The sequence below is a fragment of the Cyclobacterium roseum genome (assembly GCF_010119225.1).
In the GTDB taxonomy this organism is placed as follows: domain Bacteria; phylum Bacteroidota; class Bacteroidia; order Cytophagales; family Cyclobacteriaceae; genus Cyclobacterium; species Cyclobacterium roseum.
The window spans coordinates 208,974-231,488 of record NZ_WNKF01000010.1; the positions used below are offsets into that span (position 1 = coordinate 208,974).

General features: G+C 44.3%; 20 protein-coding genes and 1 tRNA gene. 11 read left to right on the forward strand and 10 right to left on the reverse strand.

Annotation, left to right across the window (positions count from 1 at the left end; translation table 11 throughout):
• The first annotated feature begins 36 nt into the window (after positions 1 to 36).
• Positions 37 to 1,131 carry a Gfo/Idh/MocA family protein gene (locus tag GJQ68_RS15365; protein ID WP_162418188.1) on the forward strand — a complete coding sequence of 365 codons (1,095 nt, stop codon included), beginning with the start codon at positions 37 to 39 and terminating at the stop codon, positions 1,129 to 1,131.
• Positions 1,132 to 1,209: 78 nt separating this feature from the next.
• Entirely contained in the window at positions 1,210 to 2,862 is a 1,653-nt protein-coding gene (locus GJQ68_RS15370) for an ArnT family glycosyltransferase (RefSeq protein WP_162418197.1), read from the forward strand.
• A gap of 72 nt (positions 2,863 to 2,934) precedes the next feature.
• On the opposite strand, the gene hpf is transcribed toward GJQ68_RS15370, so the two are convergent.
• Genes hpf through rpsU form a run of 3 tightly spaced genes read right to left on the reverse strand, consistent with a single transcriptional unit; the run spans position 2,935 to position 4,407 of the window.
• Positions 2,935 to 3,240 (reverse strand): ribosome hibernation-promoting factor, HPF/YfiA family, encoded by a 306-nt coding sequence (gene hpf, locus GJQ68_RS15375; protein WP_162418198.1) that lies wholly within the window; start codon positions 3,238 to 3,240, stop codon positions 2,935 to 2,937.
• Between the two features lie 31 nt (positions 3,241 to 3,271).
• Positions 3,272 to 4,156: a tyrosine-type recombinase/integrase gene (locus GJQ68_RS15380; protein ID WP_162418199.1), complete on the reverse strand. Its 885-nt coding sequence runs from the start codon at positions 4,154 to 4,156 to the stop codon at positions 3,272 to 3,274.
• A gap of 56 nt (positions 4,157 to 4,212) precedes the next feature.
• A complete protein-coding gene (gene rpsU / locus GJQ68_RS15385) occupies positions 4,213 to 4,407 on the reverse strand; it encodes a 30S ribosomal protein S21 (RefSeq protein ID WP_162344160.1) in 195 nt (64 codons plus the stop codon).
• 159 nt (positions 4,408 to 4,566) lie between these two features.
• Between rpsU and galE the strand changes: the two genes are divergently transcribed.
• The gene (gene galE / locus GJQ68_RS15390) at positions 4,567 to 5,589 is read left to right on the forward strand and encodes a UDP-glucose 4-epimerase GalE (RefSeq protein ID WP_162418200.1); all 1,023 of its coding nucleotides are present in this window, start codon (positions 4,567 to 4,569) and stop codon (positions 5,587 to 5,589) included.
• Between the two features lie 14 nt (positions 5,590 to 5,603).
• Positions 5,604 to 7,883, forward strand: a complete 2,280-nt coding sequence (locus GJQ68_RS15395; RefSeq protein ID WP_162418201.1) for a GH92 family glycosyl hydrolase — start codon at positions 5,604 to 5,606, stop codon at positions 7,881 to 7,883.
• Positions 7,884 to 7,910: 27 nt separating this feature from the next.
• Here the strand turns inward: GJQ68_RS15395 and GJQ68_RS15400 are convergent, their stop codons facing one another.
• The 5 genes from GJQ68_RS15400 to GJQ68_RS15420 all read right to left on the reverse strand — a co-directional run bounded on the left by GJQ68_RS15400 (position 7,911) and on the right by GJQ68_RS15420 (position 14,323).
• Positions 7,911 to 9,200, reverse strand: coding sequence for a hypothetical protein (locus GJQ68_RS15400; RefSeq protein WP_162418202.1), 1,290 nt, complete (start codon positions 9,198 to 9,200; stop codon positions 7,911 to 7,913).
• Between the two features lie 2 nt (positions 9,201 to 9,202).
• Positions 9,203 to 10,132: a hypothetical protein gene (locus GJQ68_RS15405; RefSeq protein ID WP_162418203.1), complete on the reverse strand. Its 930-nt coding sequence runs from the start codon at positions 10,130 to 10,132 to the stop codon at positions 9,203 to 9,205.
• A gap of 252 nt (positions 10,133 to 10,384) precedes the next feature.
• A complete protein-coding gene (locus GJQ68_RS15410; protein ID WP_162418204.1) occupies positions 10,385 to 12,910 on the reverse strand; it encodes an ATP-dependent Clp protease ATP-binding subunit in 2,526 nt (841 codons plus the stop codon).
• Positions 12,911 to 12,994: 84 nt separating this feature from the next.
• Entirely contained in the window at positions 12,995 to 13,630 is a 636-nt protein-coding gene (locus GJQ68_RS15415; RefSeq protein WP_162418205.1) for a WbqC family protein, read from the reverse strand.
• A gap of 63 nt (positions 13,631 to 13,693) precedes the next feature.
• A complete protein-coding gene (locus GJQ68_RS15420; protein ID WP_162418206.1) occupies positions 13,694 to 14,323 on the reverse strand; it encodes an L-threonylcarbamoyladenylate synthase in 630 nt (209 codons plus the stop codon).
• Between the two features lie 226 nt (positions 14,324 to 14,549).
• Between GJQ68_RS15420 and mltG the strand changes: the two genes are divergently transcribed.
• The 5 genes from mltG (at position 14,550) to GJQ68_RS15445 (ending at position 18,520) form a co-directional block, all read left to right on the forward strand.
• On the forward strand, positions 14,550 to 15,596 hold the full coding sequence (gene mltG, locus GJQ68_RS15425) for an endolytic transglycosylase MltG (protein ID WP_162418207.1): 1,047 nt from the start codon (positions 14,550 to 14,552) through the stop codon (positions 15,594 to 15,596).
• Positions 15,596 to 16,024 carry an acyl-CoA thioesterase gene (locus GJQ68_RS15430; protein WP_162418208.1) on the forward strand — a complete coding sequence of 143 codons (429 nt, stop codon included), beginning with the start codon at positions 15,596 to 15,598 and terminating at the stop codon, positions 16,022 to 16,024. Before mltG ends, GJQ68_RS15430 begins: the two co-directional genes overlap by 1 nt.
• Positions 16,021 to 16,980: a YihY/virulence factor BrkB family protein gene (locus GJQ68_RS15435; protein ID WP_162418209.1), complete on the forward strand. Its 960-nt coding sequence runs from the start codon at positions 16,021 to 16,023 to the stop codon at positions 16,978 to 16,980. Before GJQ68_RS15430 ends, GJQ68_RS15435 begins: the two co-directional genes overlap by 4 nt.
• Before the next feature lie 150 nt (positions 16,981 to 17,130).
• Positions 17,131 to 17,215: transfer RNA gene (locus GJQ68_RS15440), tRNA-Ser, on the forward strand.
• Between the two features lie 1,074 nt (positions 17,216 to 18,289).
• Positions 18,290 to 18,520, forward strand: a complete 231-nt coding sequence (locus GJQ68_RS15445; protein ID WP_162418210.1) for a hypothetical protein — start codon at positions 18,290 to 18,292, stop codon at positions 18,518 to 18,520.
• A gap of 52 nt (positions 18,521 to 18,572) precedes the next feature.
• On the opposite strand, the gene GJQ68_RS15450 is transcribed toward GJQ68_RS15445, so the two are convergent.
• Positions 18,573 to 18,812 (reverse strand): hypothetical protein, encoded by a 240-nt coding sequence (locus GJQ68_RS15450; protein WP_162418211.1) that lies wholly within the window; start codon positions 18,810 to 18,812, stop codon positions 18,573 to 18,575.
• 369 nt (positions 18,813 to 19,181) lie between these two features.
• Here GJQ68_RS15450 and GJQ68_RS15455 point away from each other — a divergent pair, with 369 nt between their 5' ends.
• Positions 19,182 to 20,090, forward strand: a complete 909-nt coding sequence (locus GJQ68_RS15455; protein ID WP_162418212.1) for a BF3164 family lipoprotein — start codon at positions 19,182 to 19,184, stop codon at positions 20,088 to 20,090.
• Between the two features lie 363 nt (positions 20,091 to 20,453).
• On the opposite strand, the gene GJQ68_RS15460 is transcribed toward GJQ68_RS15455, so the two are convergent.
• Positions 20,454 to 20,678, reverse strand: a complete 225-nt coding sequence (locus GJQ68_RS15460; protein WP_162417963.1) for a hypothetical protein — start codon at positions 20,676 to 20,678, stop codon at positions 20,454 to 20,456.
• 210 nt (positions 20,679 to 20,888) lie between these two features.
• Here GJQ68_RS15460 and GJQ68_RS15465 point away from each other — a divergent pair, with 210 nt between their 5' ends.
• The gene (locus GJQ68_RS15465; protein WP_162418213.1) at positions 20,889 to 22,076 is read left to right on the forward strand and encodes a DUF4221 family protein; all 1,188 of its coding nucleotides are present in this window, start codon (positions 20,889 to 20,891) and stop codon (positions 22,074 to 22,076) included.
• Positions 22,077 to 22,515: the final 439 nt, after the last annotated feature.

Sequence of the window (22,515 nt, forward strand, 5' to 3'; positions counted from 1 at the left end):
GAAAACTCTATTTATCAAACCAAACTAGTAAACCCAATGAACACGCATTCCAGAAGAAATGCCCTCAAAACCATGGCGCTGGGCAGCAGTCTTGCCCTGGTCAACCCCCTACAACTTTTGGCCCGATCCAAAAAAGAAAAAATCGGCGTGGCTTTGGTGGGGCTGGGCTATTACAGCACCGACCTGTTGGCTCCTGCGCTGCAACAAACCGAGCACTGCTACCTGGCAGGAATTGTAACCGGCACTCCGTCTAAGGCGGTAGCCTGGAAGGAAAAGTACCAGCTGCCGGAGAAGAATATATACAACTACGAGAACTTTGATAGTATTGCAGACAACCCGGATATCGACGTGGTGTACGTGGTGCTCCCTCCTTCCATGCATGCGGAGTACACCATACGGGCTGCAAATGCAGGAAAACATGTCTGGTGTGAAAAACCCATGGCGGTGACCAGCAAAGAATGTCAGGATATGATCGATGCCTGTGAGAAAAACAAGGTACAACTAACCATTGGTTACCGGCTGCAACATGAGCCCAATACCCAGGAATACCGCTCCATCGTTCGGCAAAATAAACTCGGGAAGGTCAACTATGTGGAATGTGCTGCCGGCTACCGGGAAAACAGAACCGACCACTGGAAGCAAAAGAAAGAAATGGGCGGAGGGGTCATCTACGACATGGGTGTCTATTCTATCCAAGGTGCCCGCATGGGTACCAATATGGAGCCCATAGCGGTCGTTTCAGCTAAGGCCATCTCCACGCGTCCGGAAATATACCAGGACGGACTGGCAGATGTGGTGGAAGCCAAATTGGAGTTCCCCGGAGGCGTGCATGCGGACATCAAGACCAGTTTTGCGGAAAACATCAACTTCCTAACCATTGACTGTGCAGAGGGAGACATCGAAATGCAACCCTACTCGGCTTATGCAGGTGTGAAGGGCAAAAGCCCACTTGGAGAAATCAACCATCCCTACCAGGTTCCCTGGCAACAGGCGAATCAGATGGATGACGATGCCCTGGCCATTTTGGAAGATAAAGCCCCCTTAGTTCCCGGAGAAGAAGGATTGAGGGATATTAAAATAGTGGAAGCTATTTTGAAATCCGCCAAAAGTGGAAGAAGGGTAACGATTTAATTGAAAGCCTGCTTTTGGGAAGAAATGCCTTCCCAAAAGCAGTATTTTTTTCTACTTTCGTACATTCTTTTTGATCATATGGAACTAACCCGACAATGGTACGAAGGCTACCAGTTACCTCTGCTGGCATTTCTGCTTTTAATTGCTCCGTTTGCGCTGGATTTTCATTTGCATTATCCGGACGAAATGTACTATACGGATGCGGCCATCCAAATGATGCAAAACGGGGATTACCTGACTACCTATCTGGGAAATGGTGACTTGCGCTTTAAAAAACCAATACTTACCTACTGGACGGTGCTAGTGGGATTCAAAACCCTCGGAGTTTCTGCCCTGTCTTCCAGACTCCTGTTTTTGATCGCCGGTGCATCCCTGATTCCGCTTGTGTACCGGATTGCCAGCCTGATCAGCAACAGCAGCCGACTGCCTCAAATTTCTGCCTGGATAGTGGCGACGCATCCTATTGTGATTTTTAGCAGTACCCGTTCCATTCCAGACATATTGCTGGTTTTTTTTATGACACTTGCCGCCCTTGGGGTGAGCGGATTGATCCGATACGGAAAACAGGCACCAAAAAAATACCTCTGGCTATTTTACCTAAGCCTGGGACTGGCGTTTGAAGTAAAAGGCCTTCCCGCTGCTGCACTGGGAGTGATCGCCATCGCCTACCTGCGATTTAATCCCTGGCAGCCGCTATCCTTGAAGCAACTGCTTTATCCTCCCGCTCTTCTAAGTGGTGTCGTCATTGGCTTGTTTTGGTTTGTGGCCATGTACTATAAATTCGGGCCGGTGTACCTGGACTCCTTTTATGAGGACCAACTGGGCATGCGGATGGGCAGCAGGGTCTGGCAGATTATCCGGCATTTTTCCCTGGCCTTGCTTTTAATGTTGGTTTTGTTTGTTCCCTGGTTCATTCCGGCACTTAAAAACGTGAAAAAAAACTTTCTCTCCGTTTTTCATGAAAACAAGGTGTTTTTTGGGTTTGTAGCCGTTTGGGTTGCATCCATAATCGCCATGACCGGATTGGTATCCACTTTTTACGAAAGGTACCTGCTACCGGTCACCCCTGTAGCCGCCATTGGACTGGCAGCAATCCTCCTTAAAAGACAAGGAAATTCGCTAACTAACAGCCTGAAAGTATCCGCATGGATCTTTCTGGGAATAAACTGGCTATTGCTGACGGTAGCCCTGTTGCCGGTAATAGGCTTCAAAAATCCATTGCCCATATATTTTCAATGGGCAGTCGGGCTAAGCCTCAGTATCTTCCTGGCTTTCAAACTTGCGGTCCCTGCTTACCGGTTGCCGGTATTGGGTACCTCTATTTTGCTGGTATTTTTCAACCTTTCTTTGCTTTCGCATCCCTTTTCCATCCCTCATCAAGGCGTACAGCTTCGCGTACACCTGGAGCAACAATCCATTCCCGGCAACAGCCAAATCGCCTTTTTAGGCCATCCCCATTACGCCAGTAAAATCCGAATTGGATTGGGGCCGGTATATAAGATGAAAACGTTTAAAAATCTGGCGGAAGTACCTGAACAATACCGGTACCTAATCTGTGACGAGCCCCAGAAGGAACTGCCAAACGGCGCGTTTTCCAGCGATCTGGCCAGCCTGAATTGGGATCCAAAACACTGGCAGGAAATGATAGCGGCCATTTTCAGCGGAGAGACAAAGGCCGTAAAGAAGGAATGGGGTAAAAAATATTATTGGGTCGAGCGTTTAGCTCCATAAAGAAGCGCTTCGGAACGGTTTAAACGAAAAAAAGCCGCCCGAGAGCAGCTTTTTTTACGTGAACAACATTTCTTATTGCTTGGCGATTACCAGCTTTTCCTTGAATTTTTTAATCTGCCTTCTCAATGCCTCCACCGAATCGTCGGCAGCGGCTTCAAAGGAATCGTTTTGACTTTTAGCAAAAAGTTGTTTTCCGGGTACATTCAGCTTGATTTCCACGATTTTATTCTCACTCCTATCATTTTTATCCAGCCTCATAAAAACTTCTCCGTCAATGATCTGATCGTAATAGGTATCCAGCTTGTCAGCCTTTTTCTGGATAAAGTTGATCAACTTCTGATCGGCGTCGAAATGAATTGAATGCATTTGTAATTTCATAATAATCACTGTTTAAAAGTTTGACTTTTATTTACGCTTTAGGATGTGCCTGTTCGTACACAGCCTTCAGTTTCTCGATCGAATTATGGGTGTACACCTGGGTAGCGGCAAGGCTTGAATGGCCTAAAAGATCTTTGACCGCATTGAGGTCAGCTCCTTTATTCAGCAGATGGGTGGCAAAGGTATGTCGCATTAGGTGAGGACTTTTTTTGGTGGTCTGAATAAAAAGATCAAGGTACCTTTTGACAATTCGGTAAATCATCATCGGATAAGCTGCTTCCTTGTTGTTTCTAACGATAAAATAGTCATTTCCGTCTGCAAATGAAAATGTTTCCTCGAATACTTTTTTATAGGAAAGGATATTCTTTTGAAGCTGAGTAGCTATAGGAATAATTCGGTATTTTTTCCCTTTACCCAGTACCTTTAGCTGCCCACTTCCCAGGTCCACCGCATGCCATCGCAAACCAATCAGTTCGGAAAGCCGCATACCGGTCAGGTACAATACCTGCAGCACCATCCGATCACGCTGCCCTTCGAAACCCGCATCGAAATTTGCGGCCTCCAGCAGCAGTGCCATTTCATTTTCCGGAATAAATGTCGGGAGCTTTCTTCCTTTCTTGAGGGACTGTATTTTCACCGTGGGATCCCGGCTGATTACTTCAGATTTGAGCAAAAAAGTGAAAAACGTTCGGAGCGTAGCCATTTTACGGTTGACGGTGGCCTCCGAAAGTCCTTCCTCAATCAGATCCACCATCCAGGCCCTGATTTCCGCATGGCTCGCTTCTTCCAGCCTATTCATGGCAAAAGCAGTTTCTAAAAATTCAGAAAACTGCTCCAAGTCCTTCTTATAAGCCAGCACGGTATGTGCACTCGCTCTCTTTTCGTTTTCCAGGTAATTTATAAATGAAAAAAGCATATCGGTGATTTAATACACCAATATGCTTATAAATTTTATGAAAACGAAAGGTTTTCTTATTTCCCTTCCTGTTCCTGCATTCTTTGTTTGTAGGCGGCTTTAATTACCTCCGTCCTTCTGCTTACGGAAGGCTTTTCGAAATGCTGCCTGCTTCTCAACTCACGGATGACTCCGGTTTTGTCAAATTTCTTCTTAAAACGCTTCAGCGCCTTTTCGATTGATTCGTTCTCTTTTACGTTTACTACGATCATATAATACACCTCCTTTCAGCCCGCAAAGTTAAATAAAGTAAATGGAAATACAAAGAAAAACGGGATCCCAAAGAATAATGGATGGGTACCATCGGTACATTTACCAGGTTTTTCCCGGGTAATATTTCTCCCCGACGGGATTTAACTTTATATTTGGTCATGGAAAAAATTTTGATTACCGGAGGAGCCGGATACATCGGGTCACATACCGCCGTCGCTCTGGTGGATGCTGGCTACCAGCCCATCATTGTCGATGACTTTTCAAATGCCGAAAAAAGCGTTTTGGATGGCTTGCAAAAAATTACCGGCCAGTCCATCCCTTGTTACGAGGGGGACTGCAACGATAAGCGCCTAATGGAAAGAATATTTTCGGAAAATGAACTGACCGGAGTGATTCATTTCGCTGCTTACAAGGCCGTGGGAGAAAGTACCGAGTATCCGCTTAACTATTACCGAAATAATATTTTTTCGCTTTTGGTCCTACTGGAAATCATGGAAATATACGGGGTGGAAAACCTGGTATTTTCTTCTTCCTGTACGGTCTACGGGCAGCCGGACACGCTACCGGTCAAAGAAAGTACTCCCAGAAAGGATGCGGAAAGCCCTTACGGGAACACCAAAAAAATCTGTGAGGATATCTTAACCGACCAGGTTAAAAGCAAAGCCAGGCTGGCCGCCATCGCATTGCGGTATTTTAACCCCATTGGTGCCCATCCATCGGGGCTTATCGGGGAGTTGCCGACCGGAGTTCCATCCAATCTGGTCCCCTTTGTTACTCAAACGGGAGCAGGAATCCGGAAAGAATTAACCGTATTTGGGGATGATTACGACACTCCCGATGGCAGTTGTGTCCGCGATTACATCCATGTAATGGACCTGGCTGAAGCACATGTAAAATCCATCAGCTATCTCAAAACTAAAACCGCTCCCCTCTACGACCTATTCAATGTAGGCACCGGGACGGGAAACACCGTTCTGGAGGTAATCCGGGCTTTTGAAAAAGTCAGCGGCCGGGCTTTGAATTACAAAATTGGCCCTAGAAGACCGGGAGATGTGGAAAAAGTATGGGCGGATACCGAAAAAATAAATCGTGAACTTAACTGGCAGGCCAAATATTCCCTGGAAGATTCCCTTCGTGACAGCTGGAATTGGCAGTTAGCCCTTTCTAAAAACCCCGCATAACCCCATAGTCCCTTATGAATACCCGCTGGTCCCGATTAGCCATCTTTATCGCTCTTTTACCTCTTTTAAGCTTTCAGCTAAAACCCGACCCGCAGCCAGCAGACATGGTCTACCCGCTGCTGGATGCCGCTAATTCCAGGTGGTTTTATTTTAGCTCGGCCACCCGTCCCTTTGGGATGGTTAATCTAAGTCCGGACCACGAAATAGACGGTGCCTGGAACAGTGGCTACCGCTACGATGCCGACAGCATCAAGGGGTTCAGTCACATTCATGCCTGGCAACTGTCTGGAGTTTCGGTGATGCCCCTGAGCTATACGGATGCGCCAGAGGCCTTGCTAAACGACTATTATTCTCCTTACAGCCATGATAAGGAAACCATCCGCGTCGGCTACCATCAGGTGTACCTGGACCGCTTTGACATCGAAGCCGAGCTTACCGCCACTCATCGGGTAGGCATGCATCGTTACCACTTTCCTTCCGGGAAGCAATCCGGTGTTCTGTTCCACCTGGGGGGGCCGTTGGGACCCAGTGCAATGTTGGATGGGCACCTGGAAAAAAGGGGAAACCGAACGCTGGTAGGGAGTGTCACGAATGCTCCTACCTCCAGACGACCCAAACCGATCACGGTCCATTTTCAGGTAGCCTTTGACCAGGATATTCAGAGCTGGGTGGAGCATCCGGATTCCCCTCATATCATTGTAGGCTTCGGAAACCTGGAGGCTAAACCACTGCAGATGAAGGTAAGTATTTCATACACCCATCCGGACAATGCCTTGGAAAATATGCAGCAGGAACTTCCCCACTGGGATTTTGAGCAGGTGGAGTCGGAAACCCGGGCGGTCTGGAACGAAATGCTCAGCAGGATTCAGGTAGAAGGAAATACCGAAGCCCAGCGAAGACGATTTTACACCGACCTCTGGAAGGCCTTGCAGGGAAGGCGTACCATCAGCGATGTAAATGGTGCCTATCCCGATCATACGGGGAGCAGCCTGCGCATCGGACAGGTACCGCTGGACGAAGCCGGCAACCCGCGTTTCAGGCATTTTAATTCCGACTCTTTCTGGGGTGCGCAGTGGACCATTAGTGTGTTATGGGCGTTGGTCTATCCGGATATTGCCGAGGAATTTGCCAATAGTTTTCTGCAGTATTACCAGGATGGAGGCTTGATTCCAAGGGGCCCTTCCGGAGGCAATTATACCAATGTCATGACCGGAGCTTCCTCCACGCCATTTTTTGTCGGTCTGTACCAAAAAGGGATACGAGGGTTTGACGTGGAGATGGCTTATCAGGGGCTAAAGAAAAACCACCTCCCCGGGGGAATGATGGGCAGATCCGGATACGAACACCTTTCAGCCAAGGGCGGCAATGTGGAAGACTATATAGATAAAGGATACGTCCCCTATCCCAATCCGAGGGGCCGGTTTGGCGGGCACGAGCAAGGTGCGGGGCAAACACTGGAATACAGTTTTCAGGATTGGACCCTGGCGCAATTGGCCAAGGCCCTTTCGAAAAAAGAAGATACGGCCCATTTTCTGGCCCGGTCAAACCATTATCAAAACGTTTACGATCCCGAATCCGGCTGGATGCGGCCCAAAAACGAAGAAGGAGAATGGATGGAACCTTTCGACCCTTATGAGTATGGTAAGGGGTTTGTGGAAGCCAATGCCGCCCAGTTTACCTGGTTTGTGCCGCATGACTTGCCTGGCCTGGCTGAACTTATGGGCGGAAAAGAAAAAGCCGTTGAAAAACTTCAGGAACAGTTTCTAGCAGCAGAAAAACTGGGCTTCACCTCGGGCACTTCTCATGCCGTAGAAACCCATCCCGAATACCGGAGAATCCCGGTAAACTACGGCAATCAGCCTTCCATGCAGATGGCCTATGTCTTCAATTACCTGGACCGGCCGGATCTCACGCAGTATTGGTCACGAAAAGTGTTAGACAAGGCTTTTTCTGCACTTACCCCACACCTGGGCTATAATGGCGATGAGGATCAGGGCCTTATGGGTTCGCTGGCCGTATTAATGAAGCTGGGCTTGTTTCAGATGAATGCGGGAACGGATGAAAACCCTATCTATGAATTGGGAAGTCCCATTTTTGACAAAGCCGTGATCCAGTTACATCCGGATTATTATCCGGGAAAAACCATCACCATCCGGGCGGAGAACAACGGACCCGATCACTATTATATCCATGGTAAACGTTTCAATGGAAAACCGTTTCAGGAGATGGGCGTTCGTCACAATGACCTGGTCAAGGGTGGGGTACTTCGATTGCAAATGAGCGAAAACCCTTAATTTTCTAAAATGCTTCCCCTGCTTTTCTTAAGCGGTATCGAAGGGCTGCAATTTGATCAGATCCTGAATTTCTCCCCAGGGTTTTTTCATTCTTGCGAGTGCATATACCTGCTGATCCTCGTCCAGGGCAAGTGAATTCACATAGGTAGGAATACTGCCATCCGGATAAAAAACAGGACCGTGATCCGTATACTTCCCGGAAGGAAGGTGGTAGGTCACCCAATGCAGGTTTTCCAGTGCTTTGGCGGCTCCTTTGGCAATTTTCTTGCTTTCGTACAGGCCGTCTCCTACAGGTCCTCCGGTGAGATAGTGAAGGGTTTCGCCGTCGGGTGCCAAATCAAAGCCCAGGTAGCCATAACTAAACTGGTCAAACATGCCACTTCTCTTTGAAGGCAGGGAACACAAGCGATCGATTACCTCTAACTGTTCCTTTTTAGGATCAAAACGGAAGAGGTAACCCGAGTTTCCGTGAATGCCGTAGGCTGTATTTTCTGACCCGTTCCAAAGAATTTTACGCCAATTGTATCCCATATCTCCGGGTATTTTGGGATCGTATTCGCCAAAGTAATCCCGGCGCATATGAACGTTTCGGAGCTTTTCAGGCCTGGATTTCAGGTAGGGACTATAGGAGAAGATATCTCCTTCCGCATTGGTAAAATATACTTTTCCGTTATCAGGATCCACCAGCATGGAGCGGCACAATACCCGGTAATCCTTGCCCGGAAAGCCAGCTTCCCCTTTTTCAGAGATGGAGCCGATCTGTATGATTTCTTTGCTTTCCGGATCAAAATGGATGAAATTCCCGTAGGGCCATGTAAGGGCGTACAATTGGTTGCGGTGGGTATCCATGGCCAGGGTTAGGATCCCTTCTCCATTGGGAACTTTTCCCAAGTCTTCCAGCGTTTCCGTTTCCATATTCCAGCATAAAAAATGCCCGCCAGGATACAGTTTCAGGCCATTGGGAGGATTTTCCGGTAACCGTTCCATACCTTGAATCATTTCGTAGTGACCTACGTGGGTCCCAAAATACAGCTTCTTTCCGCTTTCGAAAAAGGGCACATGGCTTTTGCCCTGAGGGATGGCATTTAGTTTGGATTCGCCGCAAGCTTCGGTCAAATCAGCCAAGCGGTCAATTTGCTCCGTCGCGGGATCAAAGCGAAAAAGCTGTCCGCCTTTTTCCAGTGATTCGGATGAAAGCACGTAATACAACCTGCCGTCACTGGCCCTGCTTAGGGATTGGTAGGAATCGTGAGCCAGTTCAAAACCGGAATCGTACGCTTTGGCCGACAGGCCTTTTGGGGTTTCGTATTCAGTCAATTTCAATCTGTTTTTTGCATTTTCTCGTAACGGTAAAGAACCGGGTCCACCCGCAATTTCTTTTCGCTAAGGGTAAAGTAAGTATTTCCGTCAGGGCTAAATGCGAGTGCTTCGCCCTGCGGTTCGGGATCGTAGGGAAGGAGCCGGGGTTTTTGCATCAGGCATTCTTCCAGGGACATCCCTGGCACTCTCTCCCAATAATACACTACCCAATAATTTTTGATGGCCACTTGTAAACCATCCTCCGATATATCCCCGCCTACCGATAGCATTATGGGTAATTCCATCACTTTCTCCAATACCACGGTATCACCATCGTTCAAGTCAGTAGCCGACACTTTGTACAGGGTGTTGCGGGCATCTCTTTTGGTCAACACAAATAAATCCCCACTGATAGGATCTACTAGTAAGGTTTCCGCATCTTTGGCACCATCGGGATACCTCAACGTTATCTTTTCAGGAACGACCACCCACTCTGCACTTACCTCCCTGGGTTCCGGAATTCTATAAATAATCAATTCTTCGTATTTGCTGAAGTTATCCCCAATATCTCCAATATACAAATAGGATTCTCCCTCTTTGGGACCCGGGCCCATAGCAAGGTCTTCCCAATCCCGGTTAACCACACCTTCCAGCCGAATCTTCCCCTGATACTTGCCAAGCGTATCCAACACGTATATTTCGGGAGCTCCATCGCTATCATTGTGCACGTAAATCAAATCCGGAAACCTTCGGGACACCGCCATACCACTGGTTTCGTCAATAAAGTTCTCCTCAATCTTGGCAACCTTTTTCGGCCCGGTAAAAATAGAATAGGCTACCTGAGGATTTATTTTTAGGTCATACTTCTGTTGAAGCTTTTCGGATAGCAAAAAGGGAATGATTGACAACAGGAAGAAAAGCTTCATTAATTTTTCAATAAAAATACTCATTTTCGTACATGTTAATCGCGATGAGCGGTATAAGCGACAATGCGTTCACCAGCTATTGTTCTCCTGTATACCCAAACTTAAGGCTCATTGCCTAATTGGGTAATACCTGATTAAAAAACGAATCAATCTACCATTGATTTTTACGAATAAAAACCTATCCATGTTTTTAAAACCGGCTCCATTTAAATAAAAATGAAAGGACAGCCAAAATGGCTGCCCCAAATAAGATGTATCACTATAAGCTTTACCGAATTAATCGGCCTTCTCTTTCTTCGTTACTTTGATATCCAGTTCATCCCCTTCTCCGGAATAATCTGCTATGATTACGTCTCCCTCCGAAAGCTCGCCTTTTAGAATCTCTTCTGCCAGCGCGTCTTCCAGGTACTTCTGAATGGCCCTGTTTAGGGGGCGGGCACCGTATTGTTTGTCGTAGCCTTTTTCCGAAAGGAAATCCTTGGCCTTGTCTGTCAACTCGATGTCATAACCCAAGTCGGTAATTCGGGTGAACAATTTCTTCAGACTGATATCAATGATCTGATGAATATGTTCTTTGGTAAGGGAATTGAATATAACCACATCGTCCAATCTGTTCAGGAATTCCGGACTGAATGCTTTCTTAAGAGCATTTTGAATGGTGGATTTCATCACATCATCCATGTTCTCTTCTTTGGCTTTGGAAGCAAAACCGATGCCCGCACCAAAGTCTTTCAAATCCCTGACACCAATATTGGATGTCATGATAATGATCGTATTTCGAAAATCCACCCTTCTACCAAGTCCGTCCGTCAATACCCCGTCATCCAGTACCTGAAGTAAAATATTGAAGACATCCGGGTGTGCTTTCTCAATCTCATCGAGCAAAACGACAGAATATGGCTTTCTACGGACTTTTTCCGTCAACTGACCGCCTTCTTCATACCCCACGTAGCCCGGAGGCGCCCCAACTAACCTGGATACGGAGAATTTCTCCATGTATTCAGACATGTCGATACGGATTAGCGAATCGTCTTTGTCAAACAGGTAGGTAGCCAGCATTTTTGCCAATTCTGTTTTCCCCACCCCAGTTGGGCCCAGGAATACAAAGGAACCAATGGGTTTCTTGGGATCTTTCAAGCCTACCCTGGTTCTCTGGATTGCTTTGGTCAATTTCTTAATGGCTTCATCCTGTCCGACCACTTTCCCTTTCAGCTCCTCGCCCATGTTGAGCAACTTGGCTCCTTCATTTTGGGCGATTCGTCTGGCGGGGATACCGGTCATCATGGCAATTACCTCGGCTACATTATCTTCTTCTACCGTGTACCGTTTGGTCTTGCTATCTTCTTCCCACTTGGCTTTGGCATTTTCCAATTGTTCCAGAAGTTTCTTTTCTTTATCTCTGAGCTGGGCAGCCTCTTCGTATTTCTGACTCTTGACTACCCTGTTTTTTTCTACTTTGATTTTTTCTACTTCTTCTTCGAGCTTCAGGATGTTTTCCGGTACATGGATATTGTTTATATGCACCCGGGCACCGGCTTCATCTAAAATATCAATGGCCTTATCCGGAAGAAAACGATCTGAAATATACCGGTCCGACAGATTTACACATGCCTGAATGGCTTCGGGGGTATAATTCACATTGTGGTGATCCTCGTACTTGTCTTTGATGTTTTCCAGGATCTGCACGGTCTCCTCAGGAGAGGTAGCATCTACCATCACCATTTGGAACCTTCGGGCCAGGGCACCATCTTTTTCAATGTACTGCCGGTACTCATCCAGGGTAGTGGCTCCAATGCATTGGATTTCTCCTCTTGCCAAAGCAGGTTTGAACATATTGGAAGCATCCAGGGAGCCACTAGCTCCGCCAGCACCTACAATGGTGTGCAACTCATCTATAAACAAGATTACGTTTGGTGATTTCTCCAATTCGTTCATCACCGCTTTCATACGCTCTTCAAATTGCCCACGGTACTTGGTACCAGCCACCAAAGAGGCCAAATCCAGGGTTACCACCCTTTTATTGAACAGAACCCTGGAAACCTTTTTCTGTATGATTCTGAGGGCAAGGCCTTCGGCAATGGCCGTTTTACCCACTCCCGGTTCACCGATCAGAATGGGGTTGTTTTTCTTTCTTCGGGAAAGGATTTGCGCTACCCGTTCAATCTCTTTCTCCCTACCAATGATGGGGTCTAACTTATCTTCCTCGGCCATTCGGGTTAGGTCGCGACCGAAATTGTCCAATACAGGCGTACGGGACTTTTCCGCCGAACCTTTCGAACTTCCGGTAGACGCGCTGGAAGAACCAAACAACTTGGACCCTTCCTCATCCGAATCATCTGCCTCGGTTCCGGACCGGGGAGATTGATCGGTTTGAAATTCCAGCATTTCTTTTACCGAATCGTAGGTGGCATCAAATTTCTGAAGTATTTGAGTAGCAATATTATCCTCGTCCCGCAGGATTGAAAGCAGCAGGTGTTCGGTCCCTATCAGCTGACTTTTAAATATTTTCGCTTCTAAATACGTTATTTTCAGCACCTTTTCAGATTGCCGGGTCAAGGGAATATTGGCCAGATTTTTAACATTATGGTTTGCTGTACCTTTTACAGCCCGCTCCACGGAATTTCTCAGTTCGTCCAAAGGGACCCCAAGCTTCTTAAGAATGGAAACAGCCACACCTTCTCCTTCGCGAATCATTCCTAACAAGAGGTGCTCTGTACCGATGTAATCATGCCCCAATCGCAAAGCTTCTTCGCGGCTGAGGGAGATCACCTCTTTAACTCTGTTTGAAAATTTTGCTTCCATTATATCCTTTCTTATGGTATTATTTCAAATCGTTGACTAATGTTATCGAATTTGTTTTAAAAACACAATACTTTTGCATATTGTTCAATTACTTTTTTCTGACAAGTTCAAAATGCGATTGGCACCGGGACCTTCACAGAACAACAAATCCACAATAGACAAATCAGGCACAAAGTCTGCGCCAAATATTTGCTGATAAGGGTAAGGCGTATAGATGTTTCCCCTATCTTTCAGCCGTTTAGGGTGAATAAGCCCCCGAATATCACGACAGGAGAATTCTTCCCCCTTTTTTTCACTTACCTCCAATATGACATTCCATCTCAAAAATGTGAGACAAAGTGTCAGTAGTTCCCGGTTCAAATCCAATAAATACGGGTGCTTTCGTAAATACACACGCTCCAGATCAGCATAAAAATACTCAAAAAAAGGAGACTTTCCATAGGCACTCTGTATTCCTTTTAAGTGAACATTCAACCATTTTTGCTGGTAGTCGATCCGAACATCCCTGACCGGCTGTTTTTTCCTGACTCCATGCACCGGCACACTTAGGACCTCCGTCTTATTTGCCAACAAAACCACCGTTTTATTTACAAACGATTGCCTCCTTATCAAATCCCCACCCGGTAGAATAATTTTCCGGCAATCCCCTATCGCGACAAAATAGGAAAGTGGCGGTAAATACAAGGCATCGGTAAGAACTTCGGGCGATTCCTGATTCATTCAACTTGATTTCCCTAAAGTTAGGTCAAAGTAAGGCTTATCACAAAAGAAACGACATATTCCTCAGACGATTTCATTCATTTCTCCCAAACCTTGCCGCACTACTTCGATTTGATCGCCGGTACAATCAACGACGGTAGAGGCTACATTGTTGCCGTATCCACCATCTATGACCAGGTCTACCAAGTCTTTGTACTTCTCGTAGATTAATTCCGGATCGGTACTGTATTCGATCACATCATCCTCGTCCCGAATGGAAGTGGTGAGGATCGGTTGCCCCAGCTCCTTTACCAATGTCCGGGGAATACTGTGATCCGGCACCCGAATACCAACGGTTTTCTTTTTGTTATTCAACATTTTAGGCACTTTATTATTGGCATCCAAAATAAAAGTAAACGGGCCGGGAAGGGCCTTTTTCATCATTTTGAATACCGGGGTACTGAGCGCCCTGGTATACTCAGCAATATTGCTGAGATCATAGCATATAAACGAAAAATTTTGCTTTTTGGGTTTAACTCCTTTGATCAAACAGACCCTTTCGATCGCTTTCTGGTTGAAAATATCGCAACCCATACCGTAAATGGTATCCGTGGGATAAATAATTATTCCCCCCTGTCTAAGGACCTCCACTATTTGATTAACCCTCCTTGGGTCCGGATTTTCCGGATAAAGTTTGATAAATGCCGCAGCCATAATTTTTGGATAATAAAGCCCTTCCGGCAACCTTTTTCCCGATGCCAAACAAAACCATAAAATAAATCATTTAATCTTCAATATGAAAGTACAGCAGTGTTTTTATCCGGATTTTATTTGTCCAGAAAACCAAGTCCCCGTTTTAATAGTATATTTGTCGGAAACATTGAAAACAAGACCTGCCTGCTATAAGGACGCTATGCCAGCAGGTCAAGCAAAGGATCACATGCTTACAGACAAAAAAAAGAAATACCTACTGGTGGGGTTGGTAGCATTTTCTGTTTTACTTACTTCGCTGAGTTTTTATTTTTACCAGGCTTTTTTTTCGCCAAACACCTTGGTAGACCGTGACAATCCGGAAATCTTCACCATTCCTACCGGTAGTTCATTCGACGAGGTGCGGGATCGCCTGATAGCAACAGGTGTCGTTAATGAAATCATCACTTTTAGCTTTGTGGCGAAGGTGATGAGCTATACCGAATCCGTAAAACCGGGTAGGTACACCATTCAGCCGAAGATGTCGAACCGGGAGCTGGTAACCTTGCTGCGTTCGGGTATGCAAACCCCCGTAAACATTACCTTTAACAACATCCGGCTTCCGGAAGAGTTGGCTGGCAAAATCACTTCCAATCTGGAAATGGAGCAAGGTGATTTCTTATCCTTGCTGGAGGACGGAGCTTTTTTGGAAAAATACGATTTTGACACCTTATCGGTCATGTCCATGTTTATTCCCAATACCTACGAGGTCTATTGGAACCTGCGTCCTGTAGAATTATTTGATCGCATGTATCGGGAATACAATCAATTTTGGACGGAGGAGCGTAAAGCCAAAGCAGCACAACTCCAAATGAGTCCTTTGGAGGTATCCACGCTGGCCTCCATCGTGCAGGCAGAGACGAATAAAGCTGACGAAAGACCGGTAGTCGCCGGCGTATATATCAATCGACTGGACCGGAACATGCCCTTGCAGGCCGATCCCACCCTGCTATTTGCCTTGGGTGATTTCAGCATCAGAAGGGTATTGAATGTGCACAAAGAGGTGGAAAGCCCTTACAATACATACAAATATGCTGGACTTCCTCCCGGCCCGATAAATCTTCCGGAAATCAGCTCTCTGGAAGCGGTGCTTAATTTCCAGGAGCACAATTATTTGTATTTTTGTGCCAAAGAGGATTTCTCGGGTTACCATGCCTTTGCGAGGACCCTTCGAGAGCATCTCAACAATGCCCGACGATACCAAAACGCGCTAAATGCTTCAAAAATTTACCGATAATGTTTACAAAAGACCATCAACTCCGGGTTAGGTATGCGGAAACAGATCAAATGGGCTACGTCTACTATGGCAATTACGCCACCTACTACGAGGTAGCCCGCGTGGAAGCCTTGAGAAGTATTGGGTTTTCCTACAAAGAAATGGAAGAAAACGGAATCATGATGCCCGTACTGGAAAACCAGAGTCGGTTTATTTTGCCGGGAAAGTACGATGAAGAGCTGACCATCCGTACCAGCATCCGGGAGATCCCGGGAGTGCGCATCCGGTTTCACTATGAAATTTTCAACGAGCAGCAGGTATTGATCCATACCGGAGAAACCCTGTTGACATTTCTCAAAACAGATACGCACCGCCCCTGCCGTCCTCCGGAGAAGCTGCTGGAAATGATGCGACCCTATTTTGAAACTTCAGTCAAAAACAACTCGTGAAAAAGCGCATTGACGGATTTCTGGATAATCTACACGAGCAGGCCTTAAAACTCCGGCCGATCCATTTTGGCAATCCGGACCAGAATCTTTACGATGTAGGGAAGATCTTTTTTTACCATCTCCAAAAAGACGATGTTTTCGAACGGGCCAGTGCAATGGCGTTTAATTTTACAGTGGCCATGTTCCCCTTGCTACTATTTTTGCTAAATACCATTCCATTTATCCAGTTTTTTTTTCCGGAGGTAACGACAGCCAACATATTGTTATTTGTGCGCGATATCTTACCGGATAATATTTACGATGAAGCCGCTCCCACCATTATGGATATTGTCAGCAAACCCAGGCAAAGTTTATTGTCTCTGGGTTTTTTCCTGGCCTTATACCTATCCACCAACGGAGTGATATCCATGATGAACGCCTTTAATGCCGTATACCGGACCAAGGAATACCGGGGTTTTTTCCGCACCCGGTTGATTGCGGTAAGCATCATATTGGTATTGGTAGTGAGCATTTGCGGGGCCGTGTTGGTGATGTTGGTGGGCAGCGAATTACTACTAAGAATCTCTGAGTTCGACTTTGTAAGCAACAGTATTTATTACTATTCCCTGGCTTTTTTCCGCTTTTTCGTGTTGCTCACCTTATTTATGATTGCCACGGCCTTTATTTTCCGTTTTGCGCCGGCCGTGCATGACAAATGGAAGTTTTTTTCTACCGGGTCGGTGGTTGCTGGCTTATTGATTACGCTGGGATTTTTCCTTTTTACCTTCTATCTGAATAATTTTGACAGTTATAATAAATTATACGGGTCGATTGGCACCATGATCGCGGTCATGTTTTGGTTATGGATCACTTCCATTCTGGTATTGATTGGTTTTGAGATCAATGTGAGTTTGGACAAGGCTAGCAGCAAAAAGCGGTCGAAAAAGGTCTTGTTGCAAAGAGAAAAAAATAACTGAATCAGCTATTTTTTCAGCGGCAAATATTTGTAAAAGCTAGAATATGACCTACCTTTGCAGACCGAAACCTGATAAATTGTTCAGGGAGAGTAAAAATCCGGCGGATTGGGGCGGTTGTGCTGAGGAGCTGGAACGAGTTATAAAACAATTAGAGGAGTGGCAGAGTGGTCGATTGCGGCGGTCTTGAAAACCGTTGAACCGCGAGGTTCCGGGGGTTCGAATCCCTCCTCCTCTGCTGAGTAAAACCCTAACTACTTGAAATATAGTAAGTTAGGGTTTTTATTTTTTAATCAGGGGCGAATTCAGGGGCGAATTTGCTTATCTTTTAGACCCTAAATCTTAATAAATTAAAATTTCTGCTCATTCAAATCCTCCAGGAATGAATGTTGCCTCTTCAAGTTTCAGCCCTTTTGTATTTATCTGAAGTAGTCTGTAATCTGATAGACTTTATCAGATATATCAAAATAAGGTAACCTCTCCCCTGCCCTGATCCTTTGATCCAAGCTTTTTGCCTCTGTAGTCCTTTTCTGTGTAATGTTGGGGTGGTTTTTAAAATATAATCGCTGCTTAATATATTTTGTCATTATTACTTTTTGCTGCAGGTCAAAAAGTAATCAAAAACCCCGCCGCTGTGCATCTTTTGGCTAAAATCCGGACACCCCCCGCACAGAGGCAAACTCCTCACGGTTTTGGTTTAAGAAGCTTTTAATCTAGGTAATAACTTTCCCAAAACCCTTCGTCAAACATGCCTCTGCCGTTGCCAACCCGCGGTCCTGATTTCTTAACGCCAAAACCTGCAAGGCGGAATTGAATTTGTATATTGAGAAGTTTACGAAATTTTTAAAAAAATAAGTCAAATGAAGACATCCCGTGACCACCTAGAACAATAATAGCTGTAAATAAAATTCTCTCCTGCTCACGTCACTACGTCTTAAGTATTTTAAGTATTGGTTGTGATTGATCCATTTTAAATTATTTAAATGCTCTATCAAAAAATCAACTTCCTGTATGGTACATATTTATAAACTATTGATAACAACTAAGTTTTCGTGCGGCTTGTAAAGCCAAGCATGAAAACGCTGTTGCGCGAAACCGGTGAAGTGCTTATGGAGTTTGAGTCGGTATTTTTGGGTCGCTTAAGGTGCCATGACAGGTCAAAAAGTGAATTACCGATACCAGAATTCATTTAAAAAGTAAAAAAGCAGGATTAGTGCAACAAGAAATTTATAAAATTATTTTCATCCAAAATACTTTTATTTCAACTCAAAAATTAGTAACTTAAGGCATCGTTTTAAACAGCAAAACAACAATGGGATTCCTGATCAAACTTTTCATCGTCTCCTTTATTTGCCTGGTAGCCATGTTTGGTGCTTTGGGCAGCGAAAACGAATGGCCGGGTCTGATAGTGGCCATTACGGTGTGGGTTTGGTTTATCTATTCCCTTTCTAAACCCAGCGAATACAATTCCGACAGAAAGATCAGGGAGCTTGAGCGCAGAAACGAGGAGCTTATGAGGAAACTGGAACAAAGAGGTCACTAATAATCGGGTCCAGTAATATTTTTCTTTCAATACACCAAAAGCGGCAATACAATCAAAGGTCCAGTTTCAAGCCCTCAATTTCCAATTCTTTAATATGCATACCGGCCAGAATCAAGTCATCCCCTTCGATGGCCTGCAGGATTTTTTGAATCAGCTCATTTAACTTTTTACCTTTTTCCAACCTTTCAAATGGAAAGGGATCCAGGTTCTGGTCTATAAGCTGGTTGATTTTCCGGTCTATCTGGGTTTGCCGGTTTTTCAATTGCATTACGATCATGGAGATGTCTTTCATTGTTTATTATATTAACATTTTTGTGTTAATAATTTAAACGAAATATTGTAAATCCATGACTAATTATTGAGAAATTCTATTTACCTTTTTTCACCTGCAACCATTTTCCACTATGGATTCCTGATATGGGACTAGATACGCTTGGATGGAGTGGTCGGATAGGATCTTGGTCGACCGAAGAGGTTAGCTAGTCCTATCCGGAAAGACGGAATGCATGGGTATCCTTGGGGAGGGGAAAAGTGTTTGGGTTTTGGTAGGAACGGACAAAATTCAAACTTTTTTCCCCGGGGAAATTGAGGCTGTGACCGAAATTTTAAGTTTTGGTAAATAATCCCAGTCATTTTTGGCAGAATTAAACTATCTTTAAGAATGAACAAATTTATTCTAGTCCTTTTTCTTTTTGCACTAGGTTCTTGTCAAACGGACCCTGAGGAAGATAACTACAGAATTATTAAGGAGGAGGATTTCGAAATAATTTCCATTACTTCAGAAAAGTATTATTTCGAGGAAATCATCAATCCTTCTAATATTGGTTTAGTTGGTAGAAAAGTTCTGATTTCTGAAGCATGGAGAGTTCCAGAGGAACATCCTCGTATTCATATTATTGATTCTAAAGATTGGACTTATGATAAACCAAAGGGAAAATTTGGAGAAGGTCCTTTAGAGGTGATTGATGCCAGCATGTTTTATAAAGGGAAAAACTCCGATACTTTTTGGACGTATTCGATGAACAGGAGGAAATTAGTTGAATATTCGATGTCAGATTCTACACTTCTAGGTAAAAGTGAATGGAAAATGACGGAGCCTATGATGGATCTTTTGTTTTTTACCCAGGCTACTGACAGTAGCTATCTGGGAATATCGAGAGAGAATAAAAATCGGATTTTGGAATTTGATAAAGCTGGAAATAAAATCGGAGGATATGGAGATTGGGAGAAGGTAAGTGATCGACCTGATCTTAATGATTACCAACTGGCGGAATTAAACAGCAGTTTTTTTAAAGGTAATTCAGATGAAGGTCTTTTTATTAGAGTTGGACTTAGAAGGGATAGACTTGAAATTTTCGACAATCGAGACAAATCGTTTATTATCATAGATGGACCGGATATGGAATTGCCACCATTTGAACTAGTTGGAGCAGATGGCAAGGAGCATTTGTATCTTGGTCCAGATCCTCGTTACCACTATAGAGACGCTGTTGTCACTGAAAAATATGTTTTTGCATTATATGCAGGTGTAAACCCTTCTGAATTTAACAAAACAGCGATTATGGCGTAGCAGATTTGGGTTTTTGATCACAAGGGAAAGCCTCTTTGGAAGTTAATGCTGGATAGATCAATCATCAATTTTGTAGTGAATAAAGAATCCAATGAAATCTATGGACTGACTACTGACGAAGATCCTGGAATTGCGGTTTATAATATTCCAAAGGAGTTGTTGTAGAATATGAAAATATTTATAAACTGAAACATCTTTAAAAGGTGATGAAAAAATAAGCCAATGACTTAAGCTTTTTATATTACCGGTCAGAGTTTTGCGACTTTACCGCTTTTCATGCCCTGCAAGCTTTCCCTAAACGTAATTACAATTCTCATTTGTCTCAGTGCCAGGAAACAAAAAAAAGCCCTTTAAGGCTTTTTATCACGTTTTCGATCTTCTAGCTTTTCCCGCTTTAGGAGCAGCTATCTTTTTGCTGATATAGGCCGTATGGGTTTTTCCAAATTGGTCTGACTCTTTGAGGGCTGCGACTTCAAATACCAGGTATTCTTTGCCGTCGTAGTCGACCATGTGGTCTTTGGAAAACGCTATATTTTCAATCTGCCGCAGCCACCCTTGGCGGGTGGACCACTGCCCCCATCTTTGCAAAAATAATTATTTACAGTAAAATATTATTCCTTATTTGCGTTTGAAACAAATTTAGGCAACGTGGCACCGGAATTAAAAAATACACTAACCACTTAGGATTTAAATTTATTGCTTACTACTTTTAATAAACTAATTGGTCCCAATTATGGGAATATCTGACATGGAACTAAGCGAACCATACAATCTCATCTAAAATTAACCACTTATCCTATGATAATTCATTTTTCTCTCTCCCCCTTTTTTCGTAGCGGGATTTTTATCATGTTATTTGCTTGTTTTTCTTGTGGCAATATTTCAGAAAGTGACCAAAGTAGCAATAATGTAGCTGGGGAACTTCGTATAAACGAAAATAGCATCCAAATTCCATTGGATGAGGAGACTTCCCATTATAGTATGGGATTAGATTATTTTAAATCAGAAAGACCACTTTTATTTAATTTCAATCCTCTCAAAAAGTGTATTCAAGTTTACGATATACAAGAGAAACTACTTTCAAAGGAGATGACGTTTGAGAAGGAAGGAAGTGAGGGGATCGGTAGCCTCACCGGGTATTATGTCCATGACCTGGACAGTATCTTTATATTTACTAATACCCCAGGCACGATGTATCTTACGGATTTGGAGCAAAGCTACCTTTCTCCCATCACCCTGGAAATTCCGGATGGCTACGTAGGTCCAGCGTTTCAGTCTGCCCCTTTTAATGCAAATCCAATCATTCGTGGAGATAAGATGTTGGCCAAAGTCCTCGTTCCAGCTCATATCCCTGATATGGAAGAAAGCCAACTTTCACAACAGTTTCTGAGTACCGAATTTTCGCTGGATAACGGAAAAGGGAATTTTTCAGCCCATAAATATCCAAAGGGCTATTTGGAAGAAGGTTTAAAGGCACCCTATTATAGCATGGCAGCGTCTCCGGATCGAGTCGTTTATTCCTTTTTCGCCGATCACCGATTGCAAGTGGCAGAGGGTGTCTCTTCGGGAACGAAAACTGTGGCTGCAAAAAGCCAGTATTTGCCGGAAATTTTTCCTTCTCTTTCCCGAACCGCCGTTCAGTTGGAATATATGACTTATTTGTTTACCTCTCCACGCTACGAGGGGTTGATATACGATAAATACCGGGAGATCTATTACCGCTTTTGTTATCCTTCTATCGAAATAAGTGGACAAGAAGAAATCAATCAATTGCGCGCATACCCAAAGGATTTTTCCATCATGATCCTGGATAGCGAACTAAATATTCTAGGAGAGACCAGACTCACAGAGAGGCATTTGGTACCTAATAATGTGTTTGTAGCGGAAGAGGGACTATATATATCTGCAAATCATCCCGATAATCCCAACCTTAAAGAAGATTGGTTGGAGTTTAAGCTTCTAGAGCTGGTGGAAGTGGGAAGTTGATATCGATAAAACAGCGCAATTTAGCCAATTTGTCTACCACCTACCCGATGAGAATTACTATAAGAAAACAGAAAGCAACCTGGTATGACAATGGGAATTCCCTGTAATCGGCAGCGTCCATTTTCTGCTATCTAATCGGACTGCTTACTTCAAAAGTAAAATGCAAAATCGAATGCATTTCTGCCGGTGAATACCCCTCAAAATCTGGGATTGGCCGGTTATTTTGTTCATTCATTAATCTATTCAGGTGCTTTTGCAGATCTTCAAGCATTTTTTCCTTTTAAAAATAAAATTAAAAAGAGAAAGCCACATGTTTGGCATAGCAAGAGGAAGTTTTTTCAGCCTATGTTTCAATGAAATATCTTAAATATGGTCTGAAAAGAAGAGGCTGTCCGAAAAGTCGGGCAGCCTCTAATTTAGTTGTTTTTTTTCTCCAAAA